The sequence below is a fragment of the Bradyrhizobium sp. KB893862 SZCCT0404 genome (assembly GCF_018130885.1).
Lineage (GTDB): Bacteria > Pseudomonadota > Alphaproteobacteria > Rhizobiales > Xanthobacteraceae > Bradyrhizobium > Bradyrhizobium stylosanthis.
On the sequence record NZ_JAFCLT010000001.1, the window covers coordinates 1386123 to 1400178 of the forward strand.

The following is a 14056-nucleotide window of genomic DNA, read 5'->3' on the forward strand; positions in this document are numbered from 1 at the left end:
CGCATGGAAAACCCCGCAACGCTGGCGGCGTGCGGGGCTCCGAAACCTGATCTGGCTGGCGCTTCGATCGGTTCGGAATTTATCGACAACCTTCCCGCAATTCAAGCCGATCCGATGGCGGAGCGCGCGTTTGCGTATCAGCTCGCCGCGATCGTTTTTGGCAAGCCTATCGCACCCGTAATCGAGCGGAAGCGACGGCGGCCGTTGTGGAGGCCCGCCCGATGAAGCAAGAGCGAATTTCGGTGCATCTTGCACCGAAAATGGAGCGCGGCTTGCTGGTGGTCTCCGACCCGGAGATCCGCAAGCAGCTTCAGCTTGCCGACCTGCGCTTCCTCTATAGCCGAGCTCATTGGCTTGCCCATGAAGCGAAGGTGATGGGGCTTGCGATCAAGAACGGCACCATGACGACGGCGGAGCTTGACGCGAAGCTGGAGGACATGGGCGCGCTGGATCTTGTTTATCCCGAGCTGATGAGGTGCGAATGAATCAGTTTAGCGCACCACCACCGCCTCCTAACCCGAGCGATCCGTTCCCCGACACTTGGCCGAAGGCTGAAACCGCCAAGGCTGAAAAGGATGAGCGCAAGCAGCGGCTGGCAACACTAAAGCCGCGCAAAAATGCCGATCTCAAGGTTGAGCCCATGGAAATCATCGGCGCCAACTTCGATGAAAGTCAAAAGGCGCACATTATCAAAGGCATCATAGCATGGGGCGAAACTTCGGCCTGGATCGCTCCGCCTGGCGGGATGAAATCGGCATTGCTCGCATCAGCAGCTATGAGCGTAGCGCTCGGCTCCTCTTGGTTCGGAAGAAGGCCGACGAACCCGATCGGAGTTGTCTACTTTGCCCTAGAACGCGCTGACTTGGTGAAGCGCCGATTGATCGCGCACTGCCGCAAGCTCGGACTTCCGGACAGCAAGCCGCTCCCCATCGTAGTGGTCGGCGGCATGCTCGACATGATGAACCCTGCCACGGTCCCTTTGGTCGTCGATGCCGTGCGCCGCGCCGAAGACTATTTCTCGTGGGTGGAAGGCGTTCATTGCTGCGGGCTGCTGATCTTCGACACTGTCGCCAAAATGATCGCTGCAGGAGGCGGCGACGAAAATAGCGCGAAGGATCAGGGCAAGGTCTTCGCGAACCTTCAGCGCATCAAGGACGACCTGTATGGCCCGCATATCGCGCTGATAGGCCACACCGGTAAGGACGAGACCCGCGGCGCGAGAGGCTCCAACGCGATCTATGGCGATGTTGACGTTATGGTGGAAATCGGTGGCGACACGATCAAGACCGCAACTGTGACAAAGGCCAACGACGCCCCGGAGGGCCGCCTATTCTCGTTCGGCTCCGAGATTTACACCTTCGGGGAAGACGAGGACGGCGACCCGATCACCGTCAACATTGTCAGCAGCGAGGAGGTTTCGGCGCAAGTTGCGGCAAAACCCGAAAAGCGACTGAGCGAAACGCAGGAGGCCATGTATCGCCTGCTACATGACGCAGGGCCGGCCGGGCTGAGTACCGACGACTGGAACGCCAAGGCTCGCGAGAACGGTTTAGGCAACCGCAGGGCCACGTTGGTCAACGTCAAAGCCCAGCTCCGCGACAAGGGGCTGGTTCGCGAATATGCCGGCATCTGGAAGGTGAACAATGGCTAGACCGTCAGAATATAGCCCGGAGGTCGTTGACGCGATCTGCGACCGCATGGTGAACGGGCAGGGGCTCTTAAAGATTTGCGCCGACGAAGGCATGCCAGGCCGCGTCACGGTCTATCGTTGGCTGGCGTCGAACCCTGAATTCAGGAAGCGCTTTGCAGAGGCTCGCGAAGCCCTGATGGACTTCTACGCCGAGCAGATACTCTCCATTGCCTTTGACGAGTCCGGGGACGTGATCCTGGACCAGGGCAAGGACGGCAAGACCTCGGCCGTTGCCAACCACGCCAAGGTGCAGCGCGACCGGCTCAAGGTGGACAGCCTGAAATGGACCGCCAGCCGGCTCTTCCCCAAGCGCTATGGCGACAAGATGGAGCTACTGGGCCAGAACGTCCAGGAGGGCGAGGCGATCAACAAGATCGAACTCGTTGGCGTGCAGGCCGGCGGCACCTTCCGCTGGAAAGACTCAATCCGAGTGATCGTCCACCCCATGTTGCGCGAAGATGGCTCCCTGATACCGCAGGGAACGCCAGAGCATGACGCCGCGGTGGAGAAGGCCGCCCAGGAGGCTCGAGCCAAAGGCGCCAAGAGCGTTACGCTGGGCTACGACGTCAGGGAGGGCGCGGACGCCTCAGTGGCCGACCTTATGCGCGAGGTGGACGGCAGAACGAGAACTGTGGACTTTGCTTGGAGGGGCGACACACCGAGGCCGGCAGACAAGACCCAACCAACGGAACCGCCCCAGCTCACCTATCAGCCCGCCCAACCGCCGGCAGATCTCACGCCAGAGGCATGGACGCGCATCAGCAGGGTCTCTGACCTGATCGAGCAGATCGCGCCGTCAGATGAGATGCCGGAAGCTGTCTTCGGGATCATCGAGGCAGCGCTGAGGAGCCACTACTTGGGCACGACCTTCAGACCAGCCTGATCGAGGCGGGTCAAGATCGCTTGCGTCAGGTGCCCGCACATTTCGCGCGAGGTATACACCGGGTCCCAAGAGAGGCCTTCATCAGTAGTGGGCGGTCGGTAGTTGGGGAAAGCGTCAAAGATCGCCTCGGCGATGATAGCGCCGGCCTTTGCCTGGTCAGTCACGAACTCCTCCAATCAACCGTCCAATCAACCGAACAAACGAAACAACTACGCGCGCGTGAGGGCGTTACGCGTTGCGGTTACGTCCACCCCTATAGGGTGGTGGACCGTAACGCAACGCCGCAACGCTAGGCCCTGATGTTGCGCGCAACGTTACCGCAACGCAGGCGCAACGCCGCAACGCAGACCTTGCGTCGCAAGTTGCGACGCATCAGGCGGAAACGTCTTCTGCCTGATGGCGCGGATCGATGCAGAAAAGCAAAGATAAATTCCAGCAACGTCTATCAGCGTACAATCCTACGTACAAAACGCGTGGCGAGTGTCGGGCGACTGCCCTACATTCTCAGCAACTGATTTGAACGGAGCGTGGCCCTTGATGGCCGGACTTCTCGACAATCTCGCTGGCACGGACGCACCCCAGGTGCCGCCCTCGATCCCCGATCGATCGGGCTGGGACTTCTCGGACGTTGCTCGCTCGTTCGGTAGCGGCCTGGTGAGCGGCGCCGGCATGTTGGCTGGGTTGCCTGGCGATGTGCGGCAGTTGATTGCCGCGGGCCATGACACCTATGTCCGGCCGATCGAACGCCGCCTTGGTTACGAAGGCCCGTCACCCGAGGTGATGCGCCAGATCTACGCTGGACATTCGTCGGTGCTGCCGAGCTCCGACCAACTCGCGCTGCAAGCGCAAGCGGTCCTGGGCCAGCCCCATCAGCCCCAAACGGATGCAGGCGACGTTGCCTACAAGATCGGGGAGAAGATCCCCGGCGTTCCCCTGTTTCTCGCTACTCGCGGCTTGAGGTGACGCATATGGCTGGACTTCTCGACTATATGTCTCGCAATCCCGCGTCGCCACGACCGGCTGGATTTGTCAGCCGTCTTGGAGCCGGCTTTCAGAGCATGGGCGACGGCGGCTCGTTTCTCTCGGGCTTCGCAGCCCAACCTCAGAACTTCACCGCTCAGCAGCCGCAGCCGATGGACGCAGTAGCCCCCGCGCGTGGCGGCTTCCTCTCGCGGCTCGCTGGCGGTGTGCAGCCAGCTCAAGACGCGCCGAGCATCGTTCTCGGCGGCTACGAGATGCCGCGGATCGGCGGCGCTGATGTGTATCAGACCCGTCAGCCGGGTTTCCTCGCGCGCTTAGGCGCTGCCGTGGCTGGGCCATTCCAGGGAAATTCCAATGCCTGAGTTTCGGTACGCCCGTGAAGAGCTTCTAAAGGCCGCTGCCGAGCGCAAGGGGCTGACTGTCTCTGCCTACCTTCGGTCTATTGCGGACGCTGCGTTGGCCGCTGAGGGCTTTCCCGTGGGCGAGCAGCAGTATTGCTTGGTGCGGGCCGGCGAGCTGATCTCGACTAGCTTCAAGCCGGCCAAAGATCCGGACGGCGGCGAATGGCTGCCGATCGAGAACGAGGACAACCAGCCCTTTGACCCGGCGCTGCACTGGCGCCTGAAGCCGCTCCCGCTCCGTCTCGACGGCGACAGGGTGGTCCGGGTTTACCCGGTGGTGCCCAAGTCGATGGAGCACGCCTGATGGTTGGACTTGCCTGGTGGTCGCAGACGGCGAGCAGCAATGCCACGCAGGATTCGACCGTGAATTGGCAGGAGGGCCAAAGCCCGTCCTCCGTTAATGACTCGGCTCGAGCTATGATGGCTTCGACTGCAAAGTGGCGCGATGACATTGCGGGCGCGATCACGACCGGGGGCACTTCGACCGCCTACACGGTGACGAGCTATCAGAGCTTTGACAGCCTTACCCGGCTGAATGGCCAAATGATTGCGTTCACGCCGCACGCGACCAACAACGGCACGACGACGCTAAACGTCGATGGCTTGGGAGCGAAGCCGCTGCGCTCGGCTCCGAGCACTGAGATTGTTGCCGGCCACCTTATTCAGGGCACACCCTACGTTGCGGTCTACAACAACAGCGATGCCGTGTTCTACCTGCATGGCTTCTTTGGCAACCCCTACATGCTGCCGATTGGCGGCGTGCTGCCGTTTGCAGGGGCTACCGCACCGAACAGCTCGTTCGTTCTGGCGTATGGGCAAGCGATCAGCCGGACGACCTATAGCTCGCTGTTCTCGCTGCTCGGCACGACCTATGGCACGGGCGACGGATCGACCACGTTCAACGTGCCCGATCTCCGTGGCCGTGTCATTGCCGGTAAGGACGACATGGGCGGAAGCGCCGCGAGCCGTTTGACTTCATCCTATTTCGGAACGGGCGCAACCACGTTAGGCGGCGTCGGCTCCAGCAGCGAGAGCACGACACTCACACTCGCGCAGCTCCCCACCGGGATCACGTCGGCAAACACCGGCAATATCGGGCTTTCCGTGATTTCGGCAGATTTTTCCGTCAGGTCTCCGTCGAATACAACCAGCTCATCGGTCGGTGGCGGTACTGTCGTCGGTCAGCTTGGTTCTCTCGGTGCAGTGGTCGATCGCATTACATCCACGGGTTCTATTACGACAGGAAACGCCGTCGTCACATCGAACAACACGAGCGGCAACGCTCATAGGACCGTTCAGCCGACAATCATCCTGAATTACCTTCTGAGGATCATCTGATCCGATGAGTTGGACCGCCAAGATCAAGGCGCACAGCGCTAGCAAGCAACCGAAGCCTCGCAAGCCGCGGGCTGCCCGCTATTCAACGATGGCACAGACGCGAGCTCCCAACGAAGAGACCGGAGATCCTGGCGCTGTGATGGCCGTGCACTACACATTCGACGGCAGCACGGTGACGCTGACGGACCCCAAGGGCATCGCGCTCGAAGGCAAGATGAATTCCTATGTGTTGCAGCCTGGTGAGACTGCGCTGCGGATGGCAACGCGCCTTGCGTTAGCAGGGAGGGAGCGCAGCGATTACGCCGCTCCTGATGCGGCATGGGTCGTTTGAGTTTTCAGAGCTTGGCGTGGGATCTCCGTCCCAGGTCGAGGTCCAAGACTGGCGACAAGGGGAAGACCCCCCTTGTCGCTCTTTTGGGCCGATAGAGGATAGGTAAATGGAAGCCGACGCCCGCGCAGACGCGCCCGTCAATGCTCAATCTACCGAGTTGACCGTCGCAACCGCGGCGGAAGTCTTGTCGTCTGATTTCCATGACGATGCTGTCCCGGCCCAACGCCGCACGCCAGCCGTTGAGGAAAACAAAGCCGAGCCGCCGGCACTGAGCGATGACAGAAAGGTCACGCTGAAGGACGGCGCAGAGCTTTCATTGCGAGAATTGAAGCGCGGCTACATCAGCCGCAAAACGTTTACCGCGAAAACTCAAGCCCTCGCTGAGGAGCGAGCTCGCTTTGAGGAACATCGCGCTCAAGTCCAGCGCCACGCAGGCCTGGTTGCAGAATTGCGCCAAACGCTGGACGTGGTCGCCGCTGTCCTGCTGCCTCAGCAACCCGATCCCAGCTTGATCGATGCTGACCCTCAGCTCTGGAAGGACCAACAGGCGGAATACGAGTTCAAGATGGGCGTCGTAGCGCACGCCCAACAAACCGCTCGGAATGAAGTCGAGGCTGCACAGGCAGCACGCGAGGCCGAAGGGCGCGATTTCGTGCATCGGCAGTTGATGGCAATGCACCAGCAGAAAGAGAAGCTGCTCGAGGTCATGCCGGAACTGGCGAACCCGAAGGAAGCCCGGCGATTTCAGGAAGACGCGATCGACACCATGGCGGAATACGGCTGCTCGATTGGGGAGCTGAACGCCATGCTGAACGATTGGCGGAATTTCCGGATCGTCCGCGACCTGACCAAGTACCTGAGGGCCGTTAAAGCGGTCTCGCAGGTCAAGGACAAGGTTGCAGGCGCGCCAATGCTGTCGAGCAACCGGCGCATGAACAGGGTCGCGAGATCCGACCGCGCTGCACGATCGAAATTCGAGCATTTCCAGAACACCGGGCGATTGGATGACGCAGCAGCGATCCTCGCCCAACGCATGAAAGACTGACAATGACTGTCGTTTCCGGAACGTTGCAGACCTACGATCGTGTAGGCAACCGCGAAGACCTGGAGGATGTTGTTTACAACATCTCGCCGAAAGACACCCCGTTTGTGTCTCTTATCGGCTCTGTCCCGGTCTCCGCAACTCGTCATGACTGGCAGACGGACACGCTCCGCGCGCCGGCCACCAATGCTCAGGTCGAGGGCGACGACTTCGCCTTCCAGACCAAGACCCCGACCGTTCGCGTGCAGAACTTCACCCAGATTGCGAGCGATACGCTGATCGTCTCCCAATCCCAGGAGAAGGCAGACAAGGCCGGCCGCAAGTCGGAATTGGGCTACCAGCTCGCCAAGATGGGCGCTGAGATCAAGAAGGACGTCGAGCTTTCGCTCGTCTCCAACGTCGCTTCGTCGGCCGGCAGCTCGACCACGGGCCGCGTCTCGGCGGGCTTCCCCGCATGGATCAGCTCCGCAACCTCAACCAACGGACTGCGTGGCGCGGCGGGTACCTCTGGCGGCTTCAACTCCGGCACCGGCCTTGTTGCGGCAGCCGGCAACGGCACGCAACGTGCGTTCACGAAGACGCTGCTCGATACCGCGATCTCGACTTGCTACAACGCTGGCGGCAATCCGACCACGGTGATGGTCTCCCCGTACAACAAGCGGGTGTTCTCGACCTTCATGTCGGACACGAACGTCGCGAACCAGCGTTACGAGACGCCGAAGCGGAAGCAGACCACGATCGTCGCCGCCGCGGATATGTACCTGTCGGACTTCGGCGAACTGGCCGTGGTGCCCAATCGCGTGATGCTCAACGCCTCAGCCTCGCGCAACGTCCTTGTCATTGACCCGGATTTCGTTGCTCGTGGCGTCTTCCGTGCGATGGGGACTGAAAAGCTTGCCAAGACCGGCGACGCCGAGAAGCGCGCCGTCGTGACCGAGTTCACGCTGGTCATGAAGAATGAGCAGGCCTCCACCGTCATTGCCGACACCTTCGGCCTGAGCGCCAGCACCTAAGAGGGACAAACGAAGATGCCTGTTACTCATTTTCCGATCTCGGTGCCTGATGCGGCCACCTACACGGTGGACCCGGACAATGCCGGCCTAGTTCACTACATGCCGGACCTGACGGCGACCTGTACGATCACGCTCCCGACGCCCCAGACTGGGCTTTGGTTCGAATTCGCCTACATTGGCGCGGCTGCCGATGCCCAGAACTGGATCATCAGCACCGGCTCGAACACCAACTACTACAAGGGTGGCGTCATCCACATGGACTCCGACGCTGGCGCTGGCACTGACGAACTCGTGCCTGTTCGCAGCAATGGCAGCTCCAATGCCAAGCTGACCGTTGTGACACCCGACGTCGGAACGCGCATTCGCATTGAGTGCGCTGACGGCACGCGCTGGAATCTCGTGGGCCACGTCGTCAGCACGACGATCCCCACGATCGCAGACCTGCCGTAACGCGACCTGGGGCGGCCCTTCGGGGCCGCTCCTCCTACCGGAGCCCGCTTGAATGGAAGACTGGAAGGTTCTCTCTCGTGACGAAGACGGTACCGTGACCTATTTCATGGACATCGGCAACGCTTGGGTGGTCAAGACTGAGACGCCGGTTGATGATCTGCTCGCGGCAAACAGCGAGGAGTTCAATAACTCCCTTGGGCAGCGGTTCGGTGATGGCAAGGTCGTTGCGCGTCTGCCTCTCAATCTATTTTTCGACAAACTGGCCGAGCCGATGAGGCAGCGCGATCGGAAGTACATCAAGCGCTTTCTGAATGACTCGAGCCATGCCGCTTTCCGTACCTTCAGAGGAAATATCTGATGACGAATGCTCTAACCCTGACCGAGGCGGCAGAGCGGCTTGCTCCTGTCTTTGCCGAAGAGACCGGCACGTCTACCGCCTTGGTCTCCAGCCCCAAGGGCAAATGGTTGTCACTTGACGACGCTGCTTCTGTTCTGTCGGAGCGTGTAACCGGGAAGGCGCCGACAGAGCGGAAGACAAAGAAGTCGGACGTAACGATCAGACAGGCTGCTCGGCAGATCGATACGCCCTTCGCGGATCTTTCCGAGTTGAGACGGGCTCGATCTGCGGCCACCCGCAAGCAATTAGAGCATCACGCTACCCTTACGGACTTCATTGATCGCGCCTTGCCGCTGTTCAACGGCATGGACGACATATCCATCCTGAGCAATCCCGATTTTCAGGCGGCCTATGGCTATGCTCTGGGCCTACGGCAGCCTTACGAACAAGCTTGCAAGGAAGAGGACGACGCCTGGAAGGCGGAATGCGCGGCTGAAGTCGAGGCCTTCGAGGCGCTGCGGCCGGAATGGTCGGCTGAAGATTCAGAGCGGGTTGCCTCCATGGTGGAGAGCCTGGGCGGTGATCGTACCGAGCTCCTGCAGTTATGGACGACACCGACGCCACTCAATTTGGCAAGCCCGATCTGTCTGCGGATTGCACAACTAGCTACCGGCATTCAGGGGCAGGGGGCTGTGACAGAAGGGCTCGCAAGCGTCGGCTTCAGCGATCGAGAGATCCAGGCCGCAATGGCGGGCACCGCGCCCGTGCTTCTGCGAGATCATCGCATTCAGGAACTGGTGGCGAGGGCGACCGATGCTCACACAACGGCAAAAGATCGCGAAGCTGCTTGATAGCCCCTTTGAGGGCGAGCGGGCGGCGGCACAAGCGGCGCTGGAGCGGACAGAGGCGGCGCCTCCACCGCCGGGCTCGCCTGAGTGGTGTGCGGCCATGATTGAGCACAAGGACATGGTTACGGAGTGCGCGGTTCGCATCGACACTCCGGGACTAACGGCTGACGAGGTCGCGACGATCAGGCGATGGGCGCGGTTTGTCGGCAAACCTTGGGAAGACGGCGCCGAAGAGCTGCGGCGCATTCACCGGCAACTGATGACAGAGGAGCAAGAGCAATGTCTGCTACCATCCATGACGAAGGCGTGATTGCGTTGATGCTCGAGCGCCGTCTGGTCGAGGTGGCCTCTGCCGGCATGGACAGCGAGACCAGCGCCGAGGTCGCTCAGTTGGTGGCGGATGCCTCGAAGCTGACCCTGGCTGGCCTGATCGCCTGTGGCCGGGCCCTGCATGCCGCCGCGGCGGTCTGCTTCGCTCGGGGCGACGATGACGCCGAGATCCTGCACGACATGGCTCAGCGGTTGATCGGGATGGCCTTTGACCAGGTGACCCTGGCTGCGGAGCCGGTGCCGGCGGGGGCGTCGCGGCACTGAGCGGCGACGCCCCTGGGCGGGTTCAATCGATGGGCTGGTGTATCCAAAATGGCCAGCCGCCTAAACCAAAGAATGCCTAGCAGGTTGGCAATTCGTGAAACAAAATTGCGCAACAACGGGAACCACTCGTCAAGAGACTCGTTGTACACTTCCCCTGCCGGCCAACCCTGCTTGGAGGGCTGAAATGAAGCTTCGTGGCTATGTTCAGTCTGCAACGTCAGTTGCGTTTGCTTCGTTGCTATTTTTTGGCTTCGTGATTGCGTACGGTGCGGCAGCAATTGGCATGCTGGGTTTTTTGTCTAGCTGGAAGGTGGCGCCAGTCACGTTATCTGGCGCGACGATCGCATTCGTCGCGATGGTTGGCTATTTTTTTGTCGAACTGCGCAGACTTAGCAAAGGTTAGGCAACCTCAATAATCTGAACAACCCGTCTGGTTCGGTTCGAGACCAAGAGAACGGCGCCGCTTCTGTCATATGTAAAGCTAAAGCTTGCTAGTTGTGGAATTTTGTCAACCACGACGCGCGGCAATACTTCGAGCCGCGAAGTTATTTCATCTCCAACCCTCGTCGAGAGCGGCGTATCGGTCTTAACGGGCTTTAGCGCAGTGCGCAGAAAGGCGATCTCATCTGCAGCCAACTGCAACGGCAGATCGACCGCGCTCGGTGGCATCGCAGAGCCTACCTTGCCTTCGATGCGGGAAAGCGACGCTTGAGTTTTGATATCGATTGACCGCAAGGCCTCCTGAATGGCCGTTTGCTGTTCTTTCAAAAACCCGAAGTTCGCCTTGACTACTGCGACGTCAACCTTGAGATCCCCGATCTGAAAATAGAGTGCAACCGCACCGGCGATCAGCGTGCCGAGTAGTCCAATGACCCCCCACGTCATCTTCTGAACGAGATCAAGACGATCGACAACGCCTTGAATAACTATGCTGGTTTCGCGGATCGTCTTAGGTTCAGTCGCCATGAAAACAATGACTTTTTGAAATGCGAGTTTGAATTCGTGAATTCAACCCCAATCTTGAAACAAATGCAACCTGCGGTCTAGCACGAGGGGGATAGGGTCATACCGCCGCCGCGACTCAGGCGCGCCCTTCCGCAGCGCAATTCTGCGCTTAGCGGAGGATGCAATGGGTCTCTCTAGGAAAGGCCGTAAACCAACAGACCTACGCGGGCTCGCAAATCCCGATCTTGTTATGGCACGTCTCGAGAGCGGGTTGCCGCTCAAGGATGCGGTGAACCGCAGCTATGATGGATACTACTCTCATTGCAAACTGCATCCAGCTTGGGCTCGGCGGGCTCAAGCGCTTGTCGAGCGCAATGCCCAACCTGGAAAGCTGCGCAAGCTGGAACAGATGGGGGTTCTTGCAAAGCGAGCAAAAACGCATTGCTCGAGAGGGCACAGGTTCACGCCCGAAAACACCCGCCTCAGAACGCGCTGCGGAGGCGTTCAACGGGAGTGCCGCCAATGCGAACGGGACAGACAGGCCGACCGCGGACCGCTTCCGAAGCCCGAGGTCCTAGCGAAACTTGCCGAGGCTCTCCGAAGGAAGCTCACCTTCAATTCCATCCTGCGTCATGTTCGGAACGATTGCTGCGCCTTCTACCGCGCGGTGCGGCAGGTGCCAGAGCTTCGGGCACTGCACGAAGAATGGAAAAAGGGCACTGCCGAGCGCAAGGCACGGGCGAACATCCGGACCGGCGACAAGAAGCGCGTAGCGCTCGTGATGGATTTGTTGCCGGCACACCTTTCGCAAAGCGCGAAGCTACAGATCGTCGGAGCGGTGATCGAGGCTCACCGCGTGCGCCGTTACAGGGGCAAGCCGTTCGGGATCACCAAGACCAAGTCGCGCATTAAGGAATTTATCGCCGACTATTGGCGAGATAACCCAACGAAGGCCTACGGGGACATCAAGACGCCATGGTCTCTCGACGCGCCGCTTTACGACGACGGGGCGACAACCCTTGCTGACCGGGCAACCCGCAGCATTTGGGACGAAGTGCCCCTGTAGGGGATGGATTTTTTACCAAATCAGTGGTGCACTGAGGGCGGAGCGTGAGAACTCCCGCCAAACAGCCTTGCCGGGCTGCGTTTGGCACCAGGGCGATGGCAGGGCGATCCTTGCCGGATCATCCGTCGCCGTCGATTAGGACGCGCTGGTTAGCCGCCAGCGTGAACGGCACCACTATGCCGGGAGAGCGGCGGCTATACAAGACCCGAAAGGGAAAGGCCGTCGCGCATCGTCTCTGGCGATGTTCTCACCCTCCCGGCGCCAGTGCTGCCCACTGGCACCCGGCCGTGAGAAGCCGGTAATCCAGAGAACCGAACCATGAAAAACAGTGCCCAGAAGGCCCTTAGGGAGCCTCAGGAATCGTTCGCCGCGCTCGCGGTAGCTCTACCGCCCAATTGGCATCAGGCCATCCTACGACTCGCTAAAGCGACTGAGCGGGTGGAAAGGCGGATGGACGAGATGGGGCTTTGTGAATCCCCGATGACCTTCCAGCAGAAGATGCGCCAGATGGTCGATGACCTGCTGGTGCTGCTCGACGGTCTGGAGGCTGACCCCGACCTCGAGCCCACGGCCGGCGACTCCTGCAACGACGAATGCGAGCCGGAGGAGACCGAGCCGTCCCTTGGCAGCCTAGATCGGGTGATCAACCAGGAGCGCGCTTGGCGCGGTGACGGCTATTTCGCTGACCTGGAGCTGGACGACTGCGACCGCGAGGATGGCGACCCGGACGAGGGGAAGCAGCAAGCGCCGGAAATGTGCCCGTGCGCCTGATCCGGCTTCTGCTCGGTCGGCTCTGCTTCAAGCTGAGCTTGTCCCTCGCAATGGCGGGCGCAATCATCAGCGGGCTTGATGCCGCGAAGCCAGCATTCCCCGCCTATCATTACTGACGAGAGGGGCCCGCCAGTTCACGCTGGCGGGCCTTTCAGTAGTAGCGGCGCCTCGGACGAGGTTCGTAGTAATCGCCGTAATAGCCTTGTCGGCCCTGCTGAAACTGCGGCGGCACGGTGCCAGTCGGGTAGCATTGTCCGTCACGAGTATCGATGTCCGCACCATGGCCACAAGGAACTGGGTAATGGCCGTATCCACCGCCGCGGTAATAACGTCGCGCAGCCTGTTCTTGCGGCGGCAGGTATCCGTTTGGATAACACATGCCGTCGCGGGCGCTGATGTCCCACCCGTGGCCGCAGGGGGGACGCTTAACAGGCACGCCGTATTGGATGGCCTGAATGTCGGGTGGACTGGCAAGTGGCGCTGAGGAGCCAACGTGGAGCGCAAGGGCGGCCGCAGCAATGCTCATGATCATGATCGGATTTCCTTTTCGAGCAAGTTGGCGCAGGCGCGCTGAATGCTCGGTGAATGCCGCCGGTTCACGCTAGCAGACCCGCCCTTCGTTAGTCGGATATTAACCATAAAAATCCAATGCTGGACCTGCAGCATTGGAGGCTCGCTATGAACCTGCTCACCACTGTCTCGGTCTACTTTTGCCTAGCAGTCGTTGTGGTTTTTAACTTATTGGACGCCGGCGTTTTGCCGTCCCTCTAAGTCAGGCTGAGTTAGCGCTTCTCGAGCTACTGGCTATCGTGCCTACAAGAATGCCCTCACCAGCCAACGAAGCGTGAGAGCCTAGAAGCTCTCAGGCTGCTACTCGATTCCTGGATCATGCTGCTGAGCCTTCATGACGATCGCCAGCAGGCCGGCGACGGCCAAGGCCAGAAGCAGGATAAGCCCGCCGATGATCCAGAGACAGGTCATCGCCTGCCTCCGGTCATTGTACGTTCAATTGTACGCTGGAGCGCCTCAATCGGGATAAATAACTGATTTTCTTGATGTTTTGGCGGAAGGGGTGGGATTCGAACCCACGGTGCCCTTGCAGGCACGCCGGTTTTCAAGACCGGTGCCTTAAACCACTCGGCCACCCTTCCTGACGGAGAGGCTGTCGCTTAGCCCAGCCGACCGCCCAAGGCAACGCGAACTAACCGGCGAGCCAGCATTGCGGCGTGCGGCGCACCTTCCGCGCTACGATCGCCTTCGAGAACAAATGCCGGATCGGCGTCGGCACGCCGACATCAATATGCCTGACCAGGTCCTCGCGCATGGCGCTAATTAACTGATATTGTGTGGTTTTAGCCGGCTTTTG

Annotated in this window: 23 protein-coding genes and 1 tRNA gene; 19 read left to right on the forward strand and 5 right to left on the reverse strand. The window is 60.4% G+C overall.

From position 1 onward, the window contains the following. Positions 1–3 precede the first annotated feature (3 nt). From JQ617_RS06930 to JQ617_RS06945, 4 genes are read left to right on the forward strand one after another with little or no spacing between them, the layout of a single operon-like run. The gene (locus JQ617_RS06930; protein WP_212025394.1) at positions 4–225 is read left to right on the forward strand and encodes a hypothetical protein; all 222 of its coding nucleotides are present in this window, start codon (positions 4–6) and stop codon (positions 223–225) included. After that, on the forward strand, positions 222–485 hold the full coding sequence (locus JQ617_RS06935) for a hypothetical protein (protein ID WP_249156678.1): 264 nt from the start codon (positions 222–224) through the stop codon (positions 483–485). Before JQ617_RS06930 ends, JQ617_RS06935 begins: the two co-directional genes overlap by 4 nt. Continuing rightward, entirely contained in the window at positions 482–1651 is a 1170-nt protein-coding gene (locus JQ617_RS06940; protein WP_212025396.1) for an AAA family ATPase, read from the forward strand. Before JQ617_RS06935 ends, JQ617_RS06940 begins: the two co-directional genes overlap by 4 nt. Beyond that, entirely contained in the window at positions 1644–2573 is a 930-nt protein-coding gene (locus JQ617_RS06945; protein ID WP_212025398.1) for a terminase small subunit-like protein, read from the forward strand. Before JQ617_RS06940 ends, JQ617_RS06945 begins: the two co-directional genes overlap by 8 nt. On the opposite strand, the gene JQ617_RS06950 is transcribed toward JQ617_RS06945, so the two are convergent. Continuing rightward, on the reverse strand, positions 2543–2737 hold the full coding sequence (locus JQ617_RS06950) for a hypothetical protein (protein WP_212025400.1): 195 nt from the start codon (positions 2735–2737) through the stop codon (positions 2543–2545). The genes JQ617_RS06945 and JQ617_RS06950 overlap by 31 nt on opposite strands. Before the next feature lie 373 nt (positions 2738–3110). Between JQ617_RS06950 and JQ617_RS06955 the strand changes: the two genes are divergently transcribed. From JQ617_RS06955 to JQ617_RS07015, 13 genes are all read left to right on the forward strand, one after another. Continuing rightward, a complete protein-coding gene (locus tag JQ617_RS06955) occupies positions 3111–3536 on the forward strand; it encodes a hypothetical protein (protein WP_212025402.1) in 426 nt (141 codons plus the stop codon). 5 nt (positions 3537–3541) lie between these two features. After that, entirely contained in the window at positions 3542–3916 is a 375-nt protein-coding gene (locus tag JQ617_RS06960) for a hypothetical protein (RefSeq protein ID WP_212025404.1), read from the forward strand. Beyond that, positions 3909–4259: a hypothetical protein gene (locus JQ617_RS06965; RefSeq protein ID WP_212025406.1), complete on the forward strand. Its 351-nt coding sequence runs from the start codon at positions 3909–3911 to the stop codon at positions 4257–4259. Before JQ617_RS06960 ends, JQ617_RS06965 begins: the two co-directional genes overlap by 8 nt. Beyond that, entirely contained in the window at positions 4259–5293 is a 1035-nt protein-coding gene (locus tag JQ617_RS06970) for a tail fiber protein (protein WP_212025408.1), read from the forward strand. Before JQ617_RS06965 ends, JQ617_RS06970 begins: the two co-directional genes overlap by 1 nt. 4 nt (positions 5294–5297) lie before the next feature. After that, complete coding sequence (locus JQ617_RS06975; protein WP_212025409.1) at positions 5298–5624, forward strand: hypothetical protein; 327 nt, start codon at positions 5298–5300, stop codon at positions 5622–5624. A 106-nt stretch (positions 5625–5730) separates the two neighbouring features. Next, positions 5731–6669, forward strand: coding sequence for a hypothetical protein (locus tag JQ617_RS06980; protein ID WP_212025411.1), 939 nt, complete (start codon positions 5731–5733; stop codon positions 6667–6669). 23 nt (positions 6670–6692) lie between these two features. Continuing rightward, on the forward strand, positions 6693–7679 hold the full coding sequence (locus tag JQ617_RS06985) for a DUF5309 domain-containing protein (protein WP_212025413.1): 987 nt from the start codon (positions 6693–6695) through the stop codon (positions 7677–7679). 15 nt (positions 7680–7694) lie between these two features. Then, positions 7695–8129, forward strand: a complete 435-nt coding sequence (locus tag JQ617_RS06990; protein ID WP_212025415.1) for a hypothetical protein — start codon at positions 7695–7697, stop codon at positions 8127–8129. Between the two features lie 52 nt (positions 8130–8181). Further along, positions 8182–8487 (forward strand): hypothetical protein, encoded by a 306-nt coding sequence (locus JQ617_RS06995; RefSeq protein ID WP_212025417.1) that lies wholly within the window; start codon positions 8182–8184, stop codon positions 8485–8487. Further along, positions 8487–9317: a hypothetical protein gene (locus JQ617_RS07000; protein ID WP_212025419.1), complete on the forward strand. Its 831-nt coding sequence runs from the start codon at positions 8487–8489 to the stop codon at positions 9315–9317. The genes JQ617_RS06995 and JQ617_RS07000 overlap by 1 nt, the downstream gene beginning before the upstream one ends. Next, positions 9280–9624 (forward strand): hypothetical protein, encoded by a 345-nt coding sequence (locus JQ617_RS07005; RefSeq protein WP_212025421.1) that lies wholly within the window; start codon positions 9280–9282, stop codon positions 9622–9624. Before JQ617_RS07000 ends, JQ617_RS07005 begins: the two co-directional genes overlap by 38 nt. Further along, entirely contained in the window at positions 9594–9908 is a 315-nt protein-coding gene (locus tag JQ617_RS07010; RefSeq protein ID WP_212025424.1) for a hypothetical protein, read from the forward strand. The genes JQ617_RS07005 and JQ617_RS07010 overlap by 31 nt, the downstream gene beginning before the upstream one ends. Positions 9909–10092: 184 nt before the next feature. Then, positions 10093–10311, forward strand: coding sequence for a hypothetical protein (locus JQ617_RS07015; protein ID WP_212025426.1), 219 nt, complete (start codon positions 10093–10095; stop codon positions 10309–10311). Here the strand turns inward: JQ617_RS07015 and JQ617_RS07020 are convergent. After that, the gene (locus tag JQ617_RS07020) at positions 10308–10874 is read right to left on the reverse strand and encodes a hypothetical protein (RefSeq protein ID WP_212025427.1); all 567 of its coding nucleotides are present in this window, start codon (positions 10872–10874) and stop codon (positions 10308–10310) included. The two genes, JQ617_RS07015 and JQ617_RS07020, sit on opposite strands and share 4 nt — an antisense overlap. A gap of 250 nt (positions 10875–11124) precedes the next feature. Between JQ617_RS07020 and JQ617_RS07025 the strand changes: the two genes are divergently transcribed. Together JQ617_RS07025 and JQ617_RS07030 are read left to right on the forward strand one after the other, a co-directional pair. Next, positions 11125–11919, forward strand: coding sequence for a hypothetical protein (locus JQ617_RS07025; protein WP_212025429.1), 795 nt, complete (start codon positions 11125–11127; stop codon positions 11917–11919). A gap of 450 nt (positions 11920–12369) precedes the next feature. After that, complete coding sequence (locus tag JQ617_RS07030; protein ID WP_212025431.1) at positions 12370–12690, forward strand: hypothetical protein; 321 nt, start codon at positions 12370–12372, stop codon at positions 12688–12690. 151 nt (positions 12691–12841) lie between these two features. Here JQ617_RS07030 and JQ617_RS07035 read toward each other — a convergent pair whose 3' ends face one another. The 3 genes from JQ617_RS07035 to JQ617_RS40180 form a co-directional block, all read right to left on the reverse strand. Then, a complete protein-coding gene (locus JQ617_RS07035) occupies positions 12842–13222 on the reverse strand; it encodes a hypothetical protein (RefSeq protein ID WP_212025433.1) in 381 nt (126 codons plus the stop codon). Between the two features lie 529 nt (positions 13223–13751). Then, a tRNA-Ser gene (locus JQ617_RS07040) sits at positions 13752–13841 on the reverse strand. A gap of 50 nt (positions 13842–13891) precedes the next feature. Beyond that, positions 13892–14014 carry a hypothetical protein gene (locus JQ617_RS40180; RefSeq protein WP_283842036.1) on the reverse strand — a complete coding sequence of 41 codons (123 nt, stop codon included), beginning with the start codon at positions 14012–14014 and terminating at the stop codon, positions 13892–13894. Between the last annotated feature and the right edge of the window lie 42 nt (positions 14015–14056).

What these genes read in the sequence shown, in the direction of transcription:
- JQ617_RS07005 (WP_212025421.1), top strand. Translation starts at nt 9,280, where the DNA reads ATGCTCACACAACGGCAAAAGATCGCGAAGCTGCTTGATAGCCCCTTT.
- JQ617_RS06960 (WP_212025404.1), top strand. Translation starts at nt 3,542, where the DNA reads ATGGCTGGACTTCTCGACTATATGTCTCGCAATCCCGCGTCGCCACGA.
- JQ617_RS07035 (WP_212025433.1), bottom strand. Translation starts at nt 13,222, where the DNA reads ATGATCATGAGCATTGCTGCGGCCGCCCTTGCGCTCCACGTTGGCTCC.
- JQ617_RS06970 (WP_212025408.1), top strand. Translation starts at nt 4,259, where the DNA reads ATGGTTGGACTTGCCTGGTGGTCGCAGACGGCGAGCAGCAATGCCACG.
- JQ617_RS06980 (WP_212025411.1), top strand. Translation starts at nt 5,731, where the DNA reads ATGGAAGCCGACGCCCGCGCAGACGCGCCCGTCAATGCTCAATCTACC.
- JQ617_RS06975 (WP_212025409.1), top strand. Translation starts at nt 5,298, where the DNA reads ATGAGTTGGACCGCCAAGATCAAGGCGCACAGCGCTAGCAAGCAACCG.
- JQ617_RS06995 (WP_212025417.1), top strand. Translation starts at nt 8,182, where the DNA reads ATGGAAGACTGGAAGGTTCTCTCTCGTGACGAAGACGGTACCGTGACC.
- JQ617_RS07015 (WP_212025426.1), top strand. Translation starts at nt 10,093, where the DNA reads ATGAAGCTTCGTGGCTATGTTCAGTCTGCAACGTCAGTTGCGTTTGCT.
- JQ617_RS40180 (WP_283842036.1), bottom strand. Translation starts at nt 14,014, where the DNA reads ATGCGCGAGGACCTGGTCAGGCATATTGATGTCGGCGTGCCGACGCCG.
- JQ617_RS06990 (WP_212025415.1), top strand. Translation starts at nt 7,695, where the DNA reads ATGCCTGTTACTCATTTTCCGATCTCGGTGCCTGATGCGGCCACCTAC.
- JQ617_RS06940 (WP_212025396.1), top strand. Translation starts at nt 482, where the DNA reads ATGAATCAGTTTAGCGCACCACCACCGCCTCCTAACCCGAGCGATCCG.
- JQ617_RS07030 (WP_212025431.1), top strand. Translation starts at nt 12,370, where the DNA reads ATGGACGAGATGGGGCTTTGTGAATCCCCGATGACCTTCCAGCAGAAG.
- JQ617_RS07010 (WP_212025424.1), top strand. Translation starts at nt 9,594, where the DNA reads ATGTCTGCTACCATCCATGACGAAGGCGTGATTGCGTTGATGCTCGAG.
- JQ617_RS06955 (WP_212025402.1), top strand. Translation starts at nt 3,111, where the DNA reads ATGGCCGGACTTCTCGACAATCTCGCTGGCACGGACGCACCCCAGGTG.
- JQ617_RS07020 (WP_212025427.1), bottom strand. Translation starts at nt 10,874, where the DNA reads ATGGCGACTGAACCTAAGACGATCCGCGAAACCAGCATAGTTATTCAA.
- JQ617_RS06935 (WP_249156678.1), top strand. Translation starts at nt 222, where the DNA reads ATGAAGCAAGAGCGAATTTCGGTGCATCTTGCACCGAAAATGGAGCGC.
- JQ617_RS06945 (WP_212025398.1), top strand. Translation starts at nt 1,644, where the DNA reads ATGGCTAGACCGTCAGAATATAGCCCGGAGGTCGTTGACGCGATCTGC.
- JQ617_RS06930 (WP_212025394.1), top strand. Translation starts at nt 4, where the DNA reads ATGGAAAACCCCGCAACGCTGGCGGCGTGCGGGGCTCCGAAACCTGAT.
- JQ617_RS07000 (WP_212025419.1), top strand. Translation starts at nt 8,487, where the DNA reads ATGACGAATGCTCTAACCCTGACCGAGGCGGCAGAGCGGCTTGCTCCT.
- JQ617_RS06965 (WP_212025406.1), top strand. Translation starts at nt 3,909, where the DNA reads ATGCCTGAGTTTCGGTACGCCCGTGAAGAGCTTCTAAAGGCCGCTGCC.